Raw genomic sequence first — 18,013 nt, 5'->3', positions numbered from 1 at the left:
TTAATAGACCTCCGTATGTTTGATTTGACCTTTTATTAATTTAACAATGCTGTTTTCTTCTTTAATGTCGAAAATTAATAATCTAATCTTGTTATCGCGCGCCATCGAAAAGGCTGTTGAATCCATTACTTTTAGATTTTTTTCAATAACTTGATCATAAGTAATTTTATCATATCTAATCGCATTTGGATTAATTTTAGGATCAGAATCAAAAACCCCGTTTACATTATTTTTTCCAACTAGAATTAAATTTGCATCCATTTCAGAGGCAAAAAGGGTAGCGGCACTGTCTGTTGTAAAAAATGGACGACCAGTTCCACCGACAAGAATTAAAACATGACCATCTGAGAGATATTTAATAGCTTTTTCTCGAACAAAATACTCACAAATTCGAGGATCCAAACTCATTGAAGACAAAACGCGAGTTTTAATTTGCAAATCGCGAAAGACTGAATCAAGTGCCAGTCCATTCATTACTGTCCCAAGCATGCCAATATAATCGGCAGTATTTCGATTTATTCCATTTTTTGCAGCGGAAGTTCCACGCCAAAAATTTCCACCGCCAATCACAATTAAAATTTTATAACCCAATGCTTGAATTTCTTTAAGTTGATGGCCAATTCGACCGACAAGTTCATAATCAATTGCGAGTGATTTTTGTTTGTTAGCTAGACTTTCACCCGAAAGTTTAATTAGAATAGTTGACTTCATGTTATCTCAAAAAATTTTATTTAATTATACTTTATTTTAATCGATTATTTACAAAAAAGGAAAAATTTAGGAAAAAAGTGTCGATTTTACTTTTTTTAGTCAAAAAGTAGCTTGATTATTTAATTATGTGTGAAGAAAAAGAAGAAGGAGATCATGATGAAAATTAAGGGAATTTTTAAGCGACTTATTTTGCCTAGTTTAACAATATTAAGTCCTTTTTTGCTTTTTAGCCAAAAATCTGGTAATTTTCACCAGTATCAAAACTCAAGTTTTGATTTTAAAAAGCTTGCCTCAAACTTAAATTTTGATGCAAATTTAAATAAAGTAAATAGAAATGTTAAAGTTGGAGTTTTTATTGAAGAAAACGGGGACGAAAATAACAATGATTTTAACAATTTACAGGCAATTTTTCAGTTTTTTGCCCCTAATTCAAATTTAATTATTTACCGTTTTAAAACTCAAGAACAATGAGCAAAAGGGCTTTCACATTTTGAAACCGTAGGGGTCGAGATGGTTTTACACTTGTATAAAGAAAAAAGAACTTTTTTAAATGAATATTTTTCAAATGGGAGAGACTTAATAAAATTAGGAGATTTTCTTGATTATTGAAGTGGTAAAACTGGAATAATAAATTTTTTTGACGGAAGCAGAACTCTAGGCGATGAAATTAACAGTAATTTCAGCTTTTTTGCAAAACAAGACGACAGATTCAAGAAAGATTCGCGACTTTTTAATTATGTCAAAAATTTTGGCAACAGTTCTGGAGTGGTAAAATCAAACCACTTTATACTTCCGGAATTAAAATTTGCCTATCAATTAAATATTCGTGATTCAAACATAAAATTTTACTCAGCTTTCCTAATTTCGGCTATTTTTAGCGCACTTTCATCTAGTTTTGACTCTTATGAAAGTTTAAAAGAAAGGAATCTAAAAATAATTTCAGCTTTATCATTAACGGCTCAACCCTCAGAAAATAGCAATTTAGGATTTAACGGTGCGCATTCAAGTGAAGGTTTTGGATTTATAAATTACAAAGATGCCTATTTTACCCTAGAACAAGACAATTATTTATACAATAATTATGACGGAAATGATTATGTAAGCGAGCCTGTTGAACTTCTAAAAGGTCAAAAATTTTCAGCACTTGTTTTTAGTGATAGATTTTCTGAGAAAGAAGTTGTGGGGGAATACTTATCGGGATTCAGCGGTTTTTTTTATAATTTTGGTAAAACACTCCGTGATGGAGCGAGTAATTTGATTTACGGCCAACCAAATTATAAAACAAATGATTTTGATATTTCAATCGAAATTTTTCACGGAAGTTGAGAAAAAATTATTGAAGCAAACTCAGATATAAGCCCGTTTGACAAAATTAGCTTTAAAGCTTTTGAAGACGGCAAATACCGAATTAGAGTTTCTAATGTAAATTTTCAACCTGATAAGCCAAGAAAATACTTTTTGACATGAAAAAGATACCCCGCAGAATTTCGTTCTAATGTTTATAGTTAAAATCAAAATTTTGTATTAAAATATACTTTTAATTATGAAATTTTTTATTGATAGTGTAAGTAAAGACCTAGTTTTAGCAATTTTTGACAAAAATTTTGAGCTTGTTGATTCTAATATAGTTGAAATTAAAAATAAAGCTGATTTGCTTCCTGAATTAGTTCGAAATATTTTGTCAAAAAATAATCTAAAAATTACAGATTTTAGCGATTTTTACATTAATTTAGGGCCAGGAACATTTACAGGATGTAGGGTTGGACTGACATTTTTTAGAACTCTTGCCCAATTAGGCGATATAAATCTTTGAACTTGTTCAACTTTTAGCCTTTTATCCTTTGAAAAAAAGGAAAAAAGACAATATTTTATTAGTTATAGTAAAAATTCACAGTTTAGTGCCTTTGCTCATGACGGCCAATTAATCTCTGAAATTTCAGATATTAAGAGCAAAAATGTGTCAGATGATCAAGTTGATTATCAAATAATTTTAAATAATTTTGCTCAAGCCCAAAAATTATTTAAAAAAGAAGAAAACTTAGTTAATGTTTTCCCTTTATATAACAATTAGTTTAAAAAAATTAATTAAATGGTGACTTAAGAGAGCTTAATTCAGGAAGGTTCTCGAAATTTTCGTTATTTTTTATAACGTTTTCTTTAAAAGCTGATGTTCCAATTGTAACTGGTTTTGCACTTTTGTTGAATTTTACGGTTTCAATTTTGTTAGATTCAAAAGCGCTAGTGAAAATCTCGATTAATTTAACATTTTGACTAAAATCAAGATTTTTAATTTTATTATCAAAAAAAGCGCCAGTTTGAATAATCTCTAAATTCTTAGAGTTTGAAAAATCGACCTGTTCTAAATTATTTTTAGCAAAAGCTTGCTTACCGATTGAAACTAAAGATGAAGGTAAAACTAATTTTGTGATGTTATTTCCTTGAAAAGCAAAATCACCAATTTTTTTCAAATTTGTAGCCTTTGAAAAATCAAGTTCCTGAATTTTTTCTTTATCAGTCAAATTTGCACTATCGGCATAAAATGCATAATCTTCAATTTCAGTTAGCGTTTCTGGAAAAATTATTTTTGACAAAAAATAAAAATTTACCTTTGTTTCTTGTGGTTTTTGAGTGTTTACACCATTAGTTTGATTAGTTTGATTATGATTTTGAAGAGTAGTTTTTTGATAAATCCGTGATTTTAGACTAAAAAATGCAGATTTGTCAATTTTTGTTAGCCCAGAATCTGTCAGGTCAAGCACAAAAGAATTTGTTGACTCATCAATTTTTACATATTTTGAATCAGTTTTATCTATCGAAGCAAGAAGTTGTTCTGCCTGAGATGGGGTTTGGCCGCATGCAGAAAGTGCAATCACTGGTGATAAAAGCGTTAGTGTTTTTAATATTTTTTTAAACTTGAACATAAGGTAAATTTTACAATAATATTTAGTAAAAATGTTAAATTAGAAACTTTTATCGATAAAAGTACTAATTTTTTGTCTTTAAATTATAGTAAGTGCGAATTTGAGAAGCAAGTCTTTCGTCCAAGGGCATTAAAAAAGTGTAATTTATCTGATATCTACCCTCGTCAGTGTTATTTTCAGTTGGCATATTCCCATAAAGAGTTTGTTCAGGTTGTTGAGAAAGGTACATATTTAAAGCTCGAAGCGATCTGTTTGATGAAGTTTCAGATTTTATATTGTTGTAATTTAAGTTTTTCTCATCATCAATAATTTCATCATTAAGGTCAACAAAAACTGATTGGTCTTCGCCATCAAGAGTTTCGCGAACAGTTTCAACTGCATCATTAAAGTAGAATTTCTTAAAGAATTCAAAGGATTTTTTAAATGTTGGGGTGTAATTTATATAGTCAAAATTTGCTAAAAAAGGAATAGATTCATAGTCAAAATAGAAACCTTTTCCCTTTTTAGGTTCAAATTTTTCTGTGTCACTATTTTGGACAAAAGCAAAATCAACCTCGACTTTTGCTTTTTGGACAATTTCTTCTAAGTCAAAATCTTCGCCTTTATAAATTCCTTCATAAAGTGAATTATAAATCTTGTCAGTCAATTCAGGCGAGGTGTCTTTCAAAATAATTCAGCCATCAAGCAAAGTTAAATTATTTTTTGGGCGGATAATTGCAATTGTATTTTCCTCTTCGAGTTCTTCATAATTATCTTTAGAATAATGAGCATCAAGAGAATCGCCATTATATAAAAAGCCAACATCTTGATTCAAAGAAGGATCAATTACTGAATTGGCCAAGTCAAGTCCTGAAGTTTTAAAAACATTGTGTCGCAAATTAAAATAGTCAAAACCGGAAATTTCACCGATATAGTCAATAAAGCCATCAACAAAAGATTTATAGTTATTTTCAGTTAATACTTGTCCATATTGATTAGTTTTTTCAGCCCCAATTAACAAATTATCTCTCATAGCTTCGGTTCACTCAAAAAAACTGTAGCCATTTTTTCGCAAAGTTTTGCCAATTCCGCTAAGGCTTTGATCTTCAAATTTAAGGCCTTTTTCTTGAATTTTTTCTTTTTGCTTAGCAGTTCAATTGTTCTGGAATTTACGGAGATTTTTTCTTTTACCATTAACATCATAATCACCAATTGTGTAGGCAATTACTTTGTCTTGGGTGTAATAAGGTATGAAAAATTCTCAAAAACGGTCCTGAATTCCGTCATTATCAGTGTCAAGATCTTTTTGGGGATCATAGGCATCTTTCATGAATTGGTCATATTTATCAATATGCTCAACAATTTCAGGGCGGAACATTTCTTCAAAAGCGGCCCTTTTTTTATTGATAAATTCTTGTCTTTGGGCCAAAGAAAAAGTGGCATAATTTTGCGGTTTTTGAAAAACTTTAGTTAGCTCTCAATTTGGAAAAAGTTTTGAATAGTCTATTTTTTGTAAAAGACCTTTTTGAGCCAAACGCGCAATTTGAAAATCTGAACCTACGCCAGCAATTGTGCGATTATCTTCAATTGCTTTAGTAAATTCGCTAACATCGCCAAACTCGCGATAATTAAAATCTTTGTTAATTACATCGCGACCAAAATCAGAAATGTAAGCTTCAAAATTGTAGACAACTGGTTTAAAAGGGAAGCTTGATTTTGAAAAAGATGCAATAAAAACAACACTAACTACCGAAAGAGCAAGTGCTATTTTGGCAAAAAAATTGACTAAATTCTTTTTCATGTTTTTTCCTTTTTATTTTTATAATAAAGTCAAATTAAATTAGAAATCACGGAAATAAAGAGCATAATTGTTCCCAACATTAGCGCTCAAGTTTTAAAAGTTCCTTGATACAAAAGCGTTCCAACTGTTTGGGTGTTTGATGTAATTTTTGTGATTATAAAATCATCAAAAGAAAGAAAAACAACAACTGGAAAAACCGAAATTATCGCTGGCAACATGTGTTTTAAATAAACCAAAAATCATGCCTTCATTTTTGAGTAGCCTAAATCTTGGGCAGCTTCATATAAACTCAGCGAAAATTTTTCACTTCTTGGATACATTATCAAAATTCCGTAAGGTAAAGTCATGACAATATGGGAAATAATTGCCCGATACAGACCTTCATAAGCCGCTGAAAGTGAACCAAATATGAAACCTAAAATAATTGCAAGTGAAACTGCAGTGATAGCATCTGGATTAATTAAAGGAATATTTGAGGTGACATTTACATAAATTTTTACTGATTTATTTTTTTGTCTTCAGAGGGCAAAAACTGTTAAAAGTGAAAGGAAAACAACGGTTACTGCAGCAAAAAATGCAATAATTAATGAGTTAATTAGCGCTGATGCAAAAGTATCTTTTGCAAATTCGTCAAATGCTTGCAGACTAAATTTGTTCCATGTTGAAGAGACAAAACCTTTTTTTGACGGACTGTTAAATGAAAAAATAGAACCAAAAATTATTGGAATATAAAAAATAATTATCAAAAATCAAACGTAAGTTTTTTTCAAAATCTCGTGTTTTTGAAAAAAATCAATAATTTTAGTCATATTTAAATCCTTTAAGTTTCATAATAACAATCGGCGTAAAATGAATTAGTGTATAAATTCCAATAAAAACTAAAAGTGTGACTAAAACAAGCGAGGAAACTCTAGCTAGATCAAAAGGGTTTGTTGTGTTTGCGGAATTATTAATTAAATTTCCAATTAGTTGATTTTGTGATCCGTTTGGTAACAATTTATCTGAGACAACTATTGAGGTTGCTGCCATTAAAAAAACAATCGCAAATCCAGAGCTAATTGCCCGAAAACTATAAGGAAGAACCACCTTAATCAAAACTCAAAATTTTGAGTATCCTAAATCTGTGCCAGCTTCAATTAAGTTTTTAGGCATATCTCTGAAAATTGTATAAAGTGGAATTACCATAAAAGGAAAATTGAGAAAAATTAGACCAAGAATCATAAAAGAGTTATTATTTAGCGATCCTTCGTCAAACATTGCCAAAAATAAAGCCCTTAATGAGAAGACTTTTGCAATTGTAAAAATAATTAAGGGGGTAATTATCAGTGATAAAGAATAAATTTTAAAAATACGTGATTTTGAATTTGCAACAATAAAAGCATAAGGAAAAGCTAAAATTAAGCAAATAAAGGCGCTGACTAAACCAACAAAAATTGAACGGGCAATAATTTGCCAAGTTGTCTGCTCTTTTACTAAAAGATGATTGTCAAATGGACTGCCGTTTGTCGAAAGTGGACTTACAGATTTAACAAAAAGTAAAATAAGTGGAATAACTATTAAAATTAGGGCAAATACAAAATAAGGGAGGACAAGACTGATGCGTGGATTTAAATTTTTTTTGAAATTTTGTCAAAATTTATCAAAAAAGCTAAGAGTTTCCACTTTCAATCTCCATTAAGTGAATTGCATCATCGTCTCATTTTAGATAAACTTCGGTATTAAGATCGTAAAAATCGTTAGTTTCAACGTAAATAATTTTTGATCCAACTTGAATATCTAGTCAGTAATATGAGCCTTTATAAATATTTTGAACCACTTTTCCCTTAAAATATCCAGAATTTAAGTCAATATCGATGTCTTCAGGACGAATAAGTGCATCCAGTTTTTGGCCATAATTAAATTCTGTGTGAATTGTATAGAGCTCAGTTCCAAGAATTTCAACCTTATTTTTCCCAATAAATTTTGCTTCAAAAAAATTTGAATCACCGATGAAATTAGCAACTCATTTATTGGCAGGATAGTCATAAATTTTCTTTGGCACGTCATATTGAGCGATTTTTCCGTTGCGAATTACGGCAATTTTATCTGATAATTGAAGGGCTTCATCTTGATCGTGAGTTACAAAAATGAAAGTTAGACCTAATTTTTGCTGAATTTTTTTGAGAAAAACTTGCATTTTTTGTCTAATTTTTGCATCTAAAGCTGATAATGGCTCATCTAATAAAACTATTTCAGGCTCAATAACAAGCGATCTAGCTAGTGCAACTCGCTGTTTCATTCCACCAGATAACTCTGAAATCGCACGGTTTTCGTTGCCACTTAGACCGACAAGTTCGATAATATCTTTAATTTCGTTATCAATTTCTGTCTTTGTTATTTTACGAGTAAGGTATTTTTTTTCAAAAGTTACAGATTTGTAAAAAACATAATTTTCCCAGTTAGAATATTTAAAATCTGAATCATCAAGTTTATCCTGTAATTTTTTACGGGTTTTGCTGTCTAAATTAGGATTTTCAAGCTGTTTTTCTAGGTTTGCTTGCAAATTATTAAGTTCTGTGATTTTTTTGTCCTGTTTTGCTTGCCATTTTTGCTTTAAATCTTCGAATTTTTTCCAAATTGACTGTGGAATTTCAGAGTCACTTTTCTTAATTCTTTTTAATTTTAGGCCAAATTCAATATTTCCTCTAACTGACAAATGTGGAAAAAGTGCATAATCTTGAAAAATAGTCGCTGTATCACGTTTATGGGCTGGAACATCTTTAATATCAACCCCATTAAATTTAATTTCGCCTCGGGTTGTTCATTCAAAACCACCAATTAGGCGTAAAATTGTAGTTTTCCCAGATCCAGATGGGCCTAAAAGAGTGACAAAATCACCTTTTTTGATGTCCAAATTTATTTGATTTAAAACTTTCTTATCACCAAATTCCTTATCAACATCAACAAGCGAGATTATTGTTTCACTTTTGTGAAATTTTTGCATTTTATAATTCCCTCTTGAGTAGATAAAATTAAAAACAATATCTAATTTAAATAAAAAAATGTAATTTTATTCTAAAAAAAATATGAAAACTTCATCTTTGAAGAAAAAAATCTTCTCTAATGAAGAGTGGTGGGGAATTTATCGAAAATATCTTCTGATGCAGATTCATGGAAAAAAGCAGCATCATCAAAGAGAGATGCCGCAAACATGTAATATTTTAGTAAATATAAATAGTATTTTCCAAAATCCATGATTATTGAAAAATTATACTATATTTTTAACTTTTCACAAGAATTTAGCAAAAATAAAATTTTATGCTGTTACTCCGGAAACTTTTAAAGCACTTTTTCCTAAAATTTTCCAATTTTGGTTCTTTATAGGCGCCGTTTTTTGCAAAACTGTTGTAATATAACCAGTTTTTGCGAATTTAGCAAAAATAAAATTTTGTACCGTTGTTCCAGGAACTTTTAAAGCACTTTTTCCTAAAATTTTCCAATTTTAGCTCTTTATAGACTCCATTTTTTGCAAAACTGTTGTAACATCGCCGATTTTTCCGATTATTGTTATCTCATCATTTTGGTGAATTATTGTCTCTGCTGCCGGCAAAATTGTTTCTTTATTTCTTTTAATTAAGACAACGTTGACATTATACTGACGTAAATTAGCGTTTTTTATACTTTTATTAATGTAGTTTGGTGATTTTACATTAACACTTCCAGCAAATATTCCATTTGCTATTTCTTTAAGATTATCTGCATAATTCAGGAAATTTTTATCAACACTTAAAAGCGCCATTTTAATTCCCGCTTCTTCTTCAGGACTAATAATTCAGTCGACACCGATCTGTTTTAAAACACGAGCATGTCTTTTATTAACAGCACGCGCGGCTATTTTTAAGTTGTTAAAAAAATTAATTTCTGTCTGTAATTCTAATAAAGTCGCAATAATTTCAATATTATCTGAAGTAGCAACGATTATTGTGTCTATATCTTCAAGTCCAACTTCATTACGAATTGCATTTATGTCGCTAGCGTCCATTATAATTGGTTCTACAGTTGCAAATTCACGAATAAATTTTAAATTTTCAGCTCTTTTATCAATGACAATAATATTGTGGCCTGATTCTGCTAGTTGGGTTATTGCTGCTCTACCTAGTCGTCCGGCACCAATTATACAAATATTTGCTCGTTTCATTTGCTTAAATTTTATCTAAAAAACAATAAATTAGTTCAAAAATCAGAAAATTTTTGAAGGTTTCTAAATGGAAATGTTTTATAGGGTAGTTTTTCTGTCTGTTTTTAAGTTTTTTTGTTTTTACTTGGTTTTTTTGAAAAAAAATGTATAATATAATAATTTAGCTTTTTTGTTTGTTTTATATAAGTAAATTACTAACTATTTTTAGTTTAGTCACCATTAAAACGAGGAATAATGAACTTGAAAATTAATATCAAAAATTTTCTGCGGTCCATTTTTTCTCTTAAAAAGATACATATTATTTTTACTTTTTACACGTTAGTTATTCTTCTTGGGGCCGGAATTCTAACAGGATCGTTTTCACACTCTGAAAATTCAGAAAAAATTAATTTTTTTTCGGCTCTTTTTACTTCAGTTTCTGCCTTTAGTGATACTGGACTTAGTTTGGTTGACACTGGCACAAGTTTTAATGTTTTTGGCCAAGCTATTATTGCAATTTTGATTTCTATGGGTGGAATTGGAATTTTTGCAATAAAATTCTACATTTTTAACCATTTATTTGGAAAAAAACTAAGCATTTTGTCACGTGAAATTTTAAAAATCGAAAGAGGTTCAAGTAAATTAAGCGAACTAAAGGGCGTAATTAAGGTTTCTATTAATTTTTTTATGATTCTTGTTTTGATTAGTAGCCTTACTCTTAGTCTTTATTTTTATTTTTATGATGCTGATCCACAAAAGTTTTCATTTCAAAAATCACCTTATAAAAATATATCTTTGTCACTAAGATTTGCTGTTTTTCATAGCATTTCTGCAATTAATAATGCTGGTTTTGATATAATCGGACCAAATAGTTTTGAACCTTATTATCACGCTTATTTTTTGCAAATTATGATAATAATTCTGACAATAATAGGAGGAATTGGCTACCCGGTAATTTATGACTTTTTTAGCTTTTTTAAACTTAAACTTTCTAAACAGAAAATAAAAAGATTTAGATTTTCTTTATTTACTAAAGTTTCAATTTTGAGCTATTTTGTTATTGCCCTAATTGGTTTTATTCTTTTAATTACTTTTGAGGCTAGTTCAAATTCTCCTTTTACTTTTTGAAATCAAAAGCAAAATGGCAACTGATTTGATAAATCATTTGCATTATTATTTCATAATTTTATGACTCGCTCAACCGGTTTTTTCACATTTGACTTAAAACAACTAACTCAACCAAGCACATTTTTAACAAGTTTATTAATGTTTATTGGATCTGTGCCTTCTTCTACAGGTGGAGGAATTCGCGTTACAACTTTTTGAATTTTTATAGCTGTGGTTCTGTCAAAACTTAGGGGAACTAGTGATGTTAATATATTTAAGCGAAAAATCACAACTGATAAAATTGTTTCAGCCGCGACTGTGTTTTTTATATCATTTATTTTAGTAATAGCGGTAGTTTTTCTCTCGAGTTTTTCGCTAGATAGTATTTCAAACCAGGAAAAAACTGGTGATTATAGAATTTATCATTTAATTTTTGAGGTCATGTCGGCCTTTGGAACTTCGGGTCTGTCGACCGGTTTGATTCGAGATTTATCTGTTGTTTCTCAAATTGGATTTATGATTATTATGCTAATTGGTCAGCTCGGAATTACTTCATTTATTTACGTTTGACAAGGTGATAATATCGGCAAACAGAATAAAACATACATAACTGAAGATATTTTAATCGGATAATTTTTTACTTAAAGTGTTTAATTTGAAATTTATTCTTTTTTAGATCAATTTTTTTTGCTATAATTTAAGAAAAATATAAATAAAAGAGGGGTGGAAAATGATTTATGACAAATTAGAAAATTTTAGCAAATATAGTTGTTTAAATGAAAATTTTGCAAAATTAGCAAAATATCTAAAAGAAACTGACCTAGCAAAATTACCACTAGGTAAAACTGTAATTGATGAAGACAGAATTTTTGTTATACATGTTGATTTTGAAAGTTTCGATGATACAAACGCTCTCTATGAATATCACAAACGATACGCAGATGTTCATGTAGTAATTGACGAAAAAGAACAATATTTCTTTGATTTTTCAGAGAAATTAGTCAATAAAGTAACTGATTATTCTGAAGAAAATGATGTAGCTCTTTATAAAAAAGATTCGACCCGAAATTTAATTAGACCGTTAAAAGGCGAATTTTTAATTTTTCTACCTGGCGATGCTCATTTACCAAAATATACTGGACAAATTGGTACAGTTAGAAAAATAATTTTTAAAGTTGAATATTAGTCTTATTAAGTTTAAATTTTTTTATTAAGTCTAGAGATTAAAAATTCATTTTTTAAGTATAAATAACATATTTTTATGGTATAATTTTTAGTACCGTTTTTTAAAGGGCTGAAATAAACTATTATATATAAATATAGGAAAAAAATGGCAAATATAAAATCCAAAATTAAATCAATCACCAAAATGCAAAAAGCAAGAGCAAGAAATAATGCAATTAAATCTCGTGTAAAAACAGCAATCAAAAAGGCTAAACTAGCTGTTACAAGTCATGCAGAAAATCAAAATGAATTAGTTGCAAAAGCTCATAAAGAAATTGCAAAGGCAAAATCAAAAGGTGTTTTCCACAAAGGAAAAGCATCACGAAAAATTTCTAGACTTCATTTGTTTGTTAATAAACATCAAAAAACAACAGTTTAATCTCTTTCCTGTTTTAATAATAAATTTTTGAAAATTTTTCGAAGCTCAAAAATAAAAAAACCCCTTAAATTTAAAGGGTTTTTTTATTTTATAGATTATTTTTTATTACAAATTGTCAAAGCGAATTTTAATTGAAGGACCCATAGAAGCTGAAACTGTTAAGTTTTTAAAATAATTTCCTTTAACTGAATTTGGTTTCAATTTACGGATTAACTGTAAAAGAGTTTTAGCATTTTGGACTAAATGATCGGCTTCCATGTTGGTTTTTCCAATTAATGAGTGGATAATTCCGTATTTATCAGCGCGATAATTTGCTTTACCTTTTTTAATTTCAGCAACAGCTTTTTCTGGTGTAGGGGTAACTGTTCCTGTTTTTGGGTTAGGCATAAGTCCTTTTGGCCCTAATTTTTTCCCATATCTTCCTAAAACTGGCATTAATTTAGGCTCAACAACAATAACATCAAAGTCAAAATTATCAATTTTTAAATTTTGCTCAAGTTCAGCTGTTGAATAAATTAAATCAGCACCTGCTTCTTTAGCTTTAGTTGCTACCTCTGAAGAATCAGTTGCAACAAGCACACGCACAGATTTCCCGGTTCCATAAGGTAAAACAACAGAACCTCTTAATTGTTGGTCAGCTTTTCGAGTATCTAAATTAAGTCGAATAGCTAAATCAACAGAGCCAGAAAATTTAGTATATGATGTTTTTTTAACCAATTCCATCGCTTCTTCAAGTGAATAATAATGATTTTTATCAACTAATTCACGAGACTGAGCTAATTTACGTGAAATTTTTTTCATTATTTAACTCCTTGTAAAAATTCTTCGATACCTTCAACTTCAACACCCATTTGTTTGGCGGTTCCATAAACTGTAAGAATTGCTTTTTCAATATTATCAGTATTTAAATCTGGTAATTTATATTCTGCAATTTCTTTAAGTTGTGCAAGAGTAATTTTAGCTACTTTTTCAGCTTTAGATTTTTTAGATCCAGATTCGATTTTTGCAGCTTGTTTAATTTTGTAAGAAGTTGGGCTTGTATATAACTGAAATTCAAAGCTTTTATCTTTAAAAACAGTAATTTTTACAGGAACTGGTTCGCTTCCACGATTTTTTGTTTCATCGTTAAATTTTCTTGTAAATTCAGGCATTACAATACCAAGACCTGCAAGAGCTGGTCCGGGTTTTGCTTGGCCGGCATTGAATTGCAATTTTGCAACTCTAACTACATTTTTTTTTACCATTTCGAGCATCCTTTTATTTTTTAGTTCTCTTAGTGGTTAACGGTTTTAAACCTTCCACAAAAATTTATTTAAAATTATACCACAAAAATTATTTATCTGATAATTTTTTGGACTAAAAAACCACGACGTGTGGCTTTTATTTCTTTAAATTAGTGTTCAGCGACAAAAAGATGTAATATTTTTATAAATAAAACAACAATTTCGTCAACCTTGACCACTGAAGACCATCAATTTAAAATTTTAATTTTAACTCAATTTAAGATGTTCCTCGATCTCATTGTTTCTAACCTCCGTAAATTTTTACCATTAAATTTTACCATAAAACTATTAAAAATCCAAAAATCAGTAAAATTTGCATGTTTTTAAAAATCATGATTTTGTATGATGTGCAAATTTATTTTGTGATAAATAAGATTTTAGAAGTCTAAACAAAATGAGCAAAAAATTACAAAAGTGTACATTTAAATAAAAAACAGCGAATTTTCGCTGTTTTTTGCACTAATAAGCCGCGTTCTGTATTAGTCAACCATTTATCTAGGTCTTTTACAACCTTCCAATTTAAGTTCGTTTCCCAAATTGGATTCCCCTACCAAAATTTAGGTTTCTAGCTCATGGAGTTTACCGCGTTTCACTTTATTTGTTAGGATTTTTTAGGAGTGAACAATGATTATGAAAAATTTATAAAATAATAAACAAATAAACTCGTCTCTGTGGCACTTGTCGTCTAGGCTTGGATTTCTTAGATCCAACATGAACACTACTACCATCGCAGGTAGTGCTAGCGCGGACTTTCCTCAAGTATTTTTAAATTAAAAACTTAAAAATACCAGCGGTTGACTTGTGCAAAATTAAATTATACCATACTTTAAAAATATTTGGTATAAAAATTTAAAAATTATTTACGTATATTTAAAGCTTCGATTGTCTCTTTGTAAGTTTCAAAACTTTTTTGTTTTAAATAAGAAAGTAATTTTTTACGTTTATTAACTTTTGCAATAAAACCTCGCATTGAGTGTTTGTCCTTTTTATTATTTTCAAAATGAACTTTTAATTTTTCAATATCTTCAGTTAATATTGCAATTTGAACGGCTGTATCACCGGTGTTTTTAGCGTTTTTTCCAAACTTTAAAATTAATTCTTGTTTTTTCGCTTTTGAAATCATTTCAATTCCTTTAAAAAATAAATTAATAACAAATTTAAACCTAGCAATAATTCGCGAAACTATTAAAACCAAGCATAAATTTAACTAATAAAACAGGCAAATTATTCGTCTAGATCGATATCATTACATCCACAATGACTATCGTCTTCTAAAATGCCAGAATTTAGTGGATCTGTTGGGCATGCATCAGAAAATTTTACCATTTCATAAAATTGTTTAGGATCTAATGATGCGCCACCAACAAGTATACCATCAATAAGTTCTGAATTTAAAAAATCTGCATAATTTTTCGAGTTAACAGAACCTCCGTAAATAACTCTAACATTTTTGCCAAATTCTTCTTTAATTAAGGACGAAATTTCATTGGCGATTGTAGCAGATGCAGTTTTACCGGTTCCAATTGCTCAAATTGGTTCATAAGCTATTATCGCTTTTTCGAAATTTAGCACGTCTTTTACGGCATTTATTTGTGAAATTATAACTTCCTTAGTTAATTTATTTTCATATTGCTCTAATGTTTCACCAACACAAAACACGGGAGTCATGCTGTATTTTTGTGCTTGTCAAATTTTTTGAGCTAAAACTTCATCAGTTTCATTAAAAAACATTCTTCGCTCAGAATGACCAATTATTATGTAACTAACACCTAAATCCTTTAACATTTTAGCGCTAATTTCACCTGTGTAAGCCCCAGATTCGAACTGGCTAACGTTTTGAGCAGCTATTTTTAATGTTTTAACCTCAGATTCAGAAATTTCACTTAATAAAGTAAAAGGAGGAGCAATTGCAAACTCCATTGATTTAGCAACTTTTCCTGGATTTTTTTTAAAAAGCTTCTCAAATTCATAAAGGAAATAATAAAATTCCTTTCTGATTTGATTCATTTTTCAATTCCCGATAACAATTTTTTTCATGATATAACTAAAAATTATAACATAAATTAACCAAAATAATAGCGTTATTTTTTTAAGTTTCTACTTTAAATAAAAAAAAATTGGCACTTAATTGCCACGAGTGACAAAAATATGTTATAATTATTTTTGCATTAATGTAAAAAATAAAAATAAGGAAGAAAAAAATGGAAATTAAACTCGAAAATCTTGAAAAATATGCAAGAAATTTAACTAAATTAGCAAAAGAAAACAAAATCGAGCCTGTAATTGGGCGAGATTCTGAAATTAGAAGAATTATAAAAATTTTGTCAAGAAAAACAAAAAATAACCCTGTTCTAGTTGGTGATCCCGGTGTTGGAAAAACAGCAATTGTTGAAGGAATGGCGCTAAAAATAATTGCAGGACAAGTTCCTGATAATTTAAAAAATAAGCAAATTTTTGAACTTGACCTTACAAGTATTCTCGCTGGAGCTTCATATAAGGGTGAATTTGAGCGAAGAATTAAGGCAATTTTAACTGAAATTGAACAAAAATCTGATGAACTTATTATTTTTATTGACGAAATTCACTTACTAATCGGAACAGGTTCATCTGGATCTGACTCAATGGATTTTGCAAATATTTTAAAACCAATAATGGCTCGAGGTGGAATTAAATTAATTGGCGCAACAACAAATTCTGAATATCGACTTTATATCGAAAAAGATGGAGCGCTCGAGCGAAGAATGCAAAAAGTTGAGGTTTCAGAGCCTTCAGTTATTGATACCATCAATATTTTGCGCGGAATTAAGGAGCGATTTGAAAATTTTCACCAGGTAAAAATTCTTGACTCAGCTTTAATTTTTGCAGCAAAAATGGCAAATAGATATATTTTTGACCGTTTTTTACCAGATAAAGCCATCGACTTGGTTGACGAAGCGGCTGCTTCTTTAAAAGTAGAAATTAATTACCAACCAGAAAAACTTGAAAAAGCAAAGCGCAAGTTAATTAATTTGAAAATGATGGAAATTAATTCGACAAATTCGGACAATAAAGATCTCAAAAAACAAATAGCTGAGGTTGAAAATCAGGTTGACCAAATGCAAAAAGAATGAAATGACTCGCGAAATTTAGCTTCAAAAATTGCAAATTTGTCAACAAAAGTTGAAGAATTAAAACACAAACAAAACACACTAATGGACCAAGGTGATTATCAGGGTGCTTCGCAAATAAAGTATGTAAAAATTCCTAAAATTATGGAAGAATTGGAAAAATTAAAGGAAAAACAGACTGAATTTTCAAACGTTCTTGATGAGAATCATATTGCAAAAGTTGTCTCAAATTGAACTAAAATTCCAATTGGCAAACTTTTAGAATCCGAAAGTCAAAAATATATTAATTTAGAGGAAAATCTTAGAAAAGTCATTAAGGGACAAAATCAAGCTTTAAAATCAGTTTCAGAAGCCATTTTAAGATTTAAAGCAAAAATTAATGACGAACAGAGACCAATTGCATCCTTTTTATTTGTAGGTCCTACTGGTGTTGGAAAAACTGAAGTTGCTCGTGCGCTTGCCCAAAATTTATTTGACAATAAAAATCAAATTATTCGACTTGATATGTCAGAATATATGGAAAAACATAGTATTTCTAAGCTAATTGGGTCTCCTCCAGGTTATATTGGTTTTGAACAAGGTGGAATTTTAACTAACAAAATTAGACAAAATCCATATTCAATTGTTCTGGTTGATGAAATTGAAAAGGCTCATCCTGAAGTTATTAATATTTTCTTACAAATTCTTGATAACGGTGAGCTTCTTGATAGCAAATCTATAAAAGTAAACTTTCGCAACACAATTATTATTTTAACTTCAAATATTGGCGCTAACAAAATTCTTGAAGGTAAAAAAATTGACGAATCTAACATCAAAAATGAATTATTAGTATATTTAAAACCTGAATTTATCAATAGAATTGACGAAATTATTGTCTTTAACCCTTTAAATCACGAGGTAATTTCTGAAATTATCCACCTAGAACTTGATACTTTCAAAAAAAGATTAATAGAAAATAATTTTGAGATAGATTTTAATGATTCTGTTGTTGACTGAATTATTCACTCTGGTTATGATAAAAATTTTGGTGCTCGTCCTATCAAAAGATTTATCAAAAAAAATATAGAAAGTTTTATTGCTCAAAAAATAGTTACAAAGGAAATAACAGAAAATTCAAAATATAGATTGTCTTATAAACAAAATAATCTATATTTGGAAAAAGAAAAATAGTTCCGAGTTTTCCTGTTTGATGAAATAATCTTGAAAAGTGTCCAGTTTTGGGCACTTTTTAACTTTTTTGGTAAAAGTTAATTACCTATTTTAAATCACTAGCAAAAATCAATTTATGGATAAAATAACAAAAATCATAAAAAATACAACTACTATTCAAACTCAATGCAAATAC

The 18,013-nt window shown here is 29.3% G+C and carries 18 protein-coding genes, 1 other RNA gene and 1 pseudogene; 7 read left to right on the top strand and 13 right to left on the bottom strand.

Annotated elements, in window-relative coordinates; genetic code table 4:
* Positions 1–711, bottom strand: a complete 711-nt coding sequence (pyrH, locus tag PWA39_RS00315; protein ID WP_069099177.1) for a UMP kinase — start codon at positions 709–711, stop codon at positions 1–3.
* 156 nt (positions 712–867) lie between these two features.
* Here pyrH and PWA39_RS00310 point away from each other — a divergent pair, with 156 nt between their 5' ends.
* Both PWA39_RS00310 and tsaB read left to right on the top strand, forming a co-directional pair.
* Entirely contained in the window at positions 868–2,220 is a 1,353-nt protein-coding gene (locus PWA39_RS00310) for a hypothetical protein (RefSeq protein ID WP_240534001.1), read from the top strand.
* Between the two features lie 34 nt (positions 2,221–2,254).
* The gene (gene tsaB / locus PWA39_RS00305) at positions 2,255–2,782 is read left to right on the top strand and encodes a tRNA (adenosine(37)-N6)-threonylcarbamoyltransferase complex dimerization subunit type 1 TsaB (protein WP_069099176.1); all 528 of its coding nucleotides are present in this window, start codon (positions 2,255–2,257) and stop codon (positions 2,780–2,782) included.
* A 10-nt stretch (positions 2,783–2,792) separates the two neighbouring features.
* Here tsaB and PWA39_RS00300 read toward each other — a convergent pair whose 3' ends face one another.
* From PWA39_RS00300 to PWA39_RS00280, 5 genes are all read right to left on the bottom strand, one after another.
* Positions 2,793–3,632, bottom strand: a complete 840-nt coding sequence (locus tag PWA39_RS00300; RefSeq protein ID WP_069099175.1) for a leucine-rich repeat domain-containing protein — start codon at positions 3,630–3,632, stop codon at positions 2,793–2,795.
* 64 nt (positions 3,633–3,696) lie between these two features.
* Positions 3,697–5,412, bottom strand: a complete 1,716-nt coding sequence (locus PWA39_RS00295) for a type 2 periplasmic-binding domain-containing protein (RefSeq protein ID WP_069099174.1) — start codon at positions 5,410–5,412, stop codon at positions 3,697–3,699.
* Positions 5,397–6,221, bottom strand: coding sequence for an ABC transporter permease (locus tag PWA39_RS00290; protein WP_069099173.1), 825 nt, complete (start codon positions 6,219–6,221; stop codon positions 5,397–5,399). The genes PWA39_RS00295 and PWA39_RS00290 overlap by 16 nt, the downstream gene beginning before the upstream one ends.
* Complete coding sequence (locus PWA39_RS00285) at positions 6,214–7,074, bottom strand: ABC transporter permease (RefSeq protein ID WP_124983465.1); 861 nt, start codon at positions 7,072–7,074, stop codon at positions 6,214–6,216. The genes PWA39_RS00290 and PWA39_RS00285 overlap by 8 nt, the downstream gene beginning before the upstream one ends.
* Complete coding sequence (locus PWA39_RS00280; protein WP_069099172.1) at positions 7,061–8,395, bottom strand: ATP-binding cassette domain-containing protein; 1,335 nt, start codon at positions 8,393–8,395, stop codon at positions 7,061–7,063. The genes PWA39_RS00285 and PWA39_RS00280 overlap by 14 nt, the downstream gene beginning before the upstream one ends.
* Before the next feature lie 82 nt (positions 8,396–8,477).
* Here PWA39_RS00280 and PWA39_RS00275 point away from each other — a divergent pair, with 82 nt between their 5' ends.
* Entirely contained in the window at positions 8,478–8,807 is a 330-nt protein-coding gene (locus PWA39_RS00275) for a hypothetical protein (protein WP_158005233.1), read from the top strand.
* A gap of 86 nt (positions 8,808–8,893) precedes the next feature.
* Here PWA39_RS00275 and PWA39_RS00270 read toward each other — a convergent pair whose 3' ends face one another.
* Positions 8,894–9,589, bottom strand: a complete 696-nt coding sequence (locus PWA39_RS00270; protein ID WP_044284323.1) for a potassium channel family protein — start codon at positions 9,587–9,589, stop codon at positions 8,894–8,896.
* A gap of 234 nt (positions 9,590–9,823) precedes the next feature.
* On the opposite strand from PWA39_RS00270, the gene PWA39_RS00265 reads away from it, so the two are divergent.
* From PWA39_RS00265 to rpsT, 3 genes are all read left to right on the top strand, one after another.
* Positions 9,824–11,308 carry a TrkH family potassium uptake protein gene (locus PWA39_RS00265; RefSeq protein ID WP_069099170.1) on the top strand — a complete coding sequence of 495 codons (1,485 nt, stop codon included), beginning with the start codon at positions 9,824–9,826 and terminating at the stop codon, positions 11,306–11,308.
* 97 nt (positions 11,309–11,405) lie between these two features.
* Positions 11,406–11,861: a NanQ anomerase/TabA/YiaL family protein gene (locus tag PWA39_RS00260; protein ID WP_069099169.1), complete on the top strand. Its 456-nt coding sequence runs from the start codon at positions 11,406–11,408 to the stop codon at positions 11,859–11,861.
* 144 nt (positions 11,862–12,005) lie between these two features.
* The gene (gene rpsT, locus PWA39_RS00255; RefSeq protein WP_044285775.1) at positions 12,006–12,278 is read left to right on the top strand and encodes a 30S ribosomal protein S20; all 273 of its coding nucleotides are present in this window, start codon (positions 12,006–12,008) and stop codon (positions 12,276–12,278) included.
* Between the two features lie 105 nt (positions 12,279–12,383).
* On the opposite strand, the gene rplA is transcribed toward rpsT, so the two are convergent.
* From rplA to tpiA, 6 genes and pseudogenes are all read right to left on the bottom strand, one after another.
* Complete coding sequence (gene rplA, locus PWA39_RS00250; RefSeq protein ID WP_010321232.1) at positions 12,384–13,079, bottom strand: 50S ribosomal protein L1; 696 nt, start codon at positions 13,077–13,079, stop codon at positions 12,384–12,386.
* The gene (gene rplK / locus PWA39_RS00245) at positions 13,079–13,522 is read right to left on the bottom strand and encodes a 50S ribosomal protein L11 (RefSeq protein WP_069099168.1); all 444 of its coding nucleotides are present in this window, start codon (positions 13,520–13,522) and stop codon (positions 13,079–13,081) included. The genes rplA and rplK overlap by 1 nt, the downstream gene beginning before the upstream one ends.
* Before the next feature lie 149 nt (positions 13,523–13,671).
* On the bottom strand, positions 13,672–13,800 hold the full coding sequence (locus tag PWA39_RS00240; RefSeq protein ID WP_274827455.1) for a hypothetical protein: 129 nt from the start codon (positions 13,798–13,800) through the stop codon (positions 13,672–13,674).
* 219 nt (positions 13,801–14,019) lie between these two features.
* Positions 14,020–14,367, bottom strand: an RNA gene (rnpB, locus tag PWA39_RS00235) — RNase P RNA component class B.
* 50 nt (positions 14,368–14,417) lie between these two features.
* Positions 14,418–14,684: a 30S ribosomal protein S15 gene (rpsO, locus tag PWA39_RS00230; RefSeq protein WP_044285774.1), complete on the bottom strand. Its 267-nt coding sequence runs from the start codon at positions 14,682–14,684 to the stop codon at positions 14,418–14,420.
* A 197-nt stretch (positions 14,685–14,881) separates the two neighbouring features.
* Positions 14,882–15,598: pseudogene (gene tpiA / locus PWA39_RS00225) on the bottom strand (triose-phosphate isomerase); the annotation flags it as partial.
* 164 nt (positions 15,599–15,762) lie between these two features.
* On the opposite strand from tpiA, the gene PWA39_RS00220 reads away from it, so the two are divergent.
* Positions 15,763–17,838 (top strand): ATP-dependent Clp protease ATP-binding subunit, encoded by a 2,076-nt coding sequence (locus PWA39_RS00220; RefSeq protein ID WP_053240167.1) that lies wholly within the window; start codon positions 15,763–15,765, stop codon positions 17,836–17,838.
* The last annotated feature ends 175 nt before the right edge of the window (positions 17,839–18,013 follow it).

Origin of the sequence: Mesomycoplasma ovipneumoniae ATCC 29419 (genome assembly GCF_028885435.1) — a bacterium.
Classification (GTDB): domain Bacteria; phylum Bacillota_I; class Bacilli_A; order Mycoplasmatales; family Metamycoplasmataceae; genus Mesomycoplasma; species Mesomycoplasma ovipneumoniae.
Note: the sequence above shows the minus strand (reverse complement) of the source record. Positions and strands in the feature narration are given on the sequence as shown.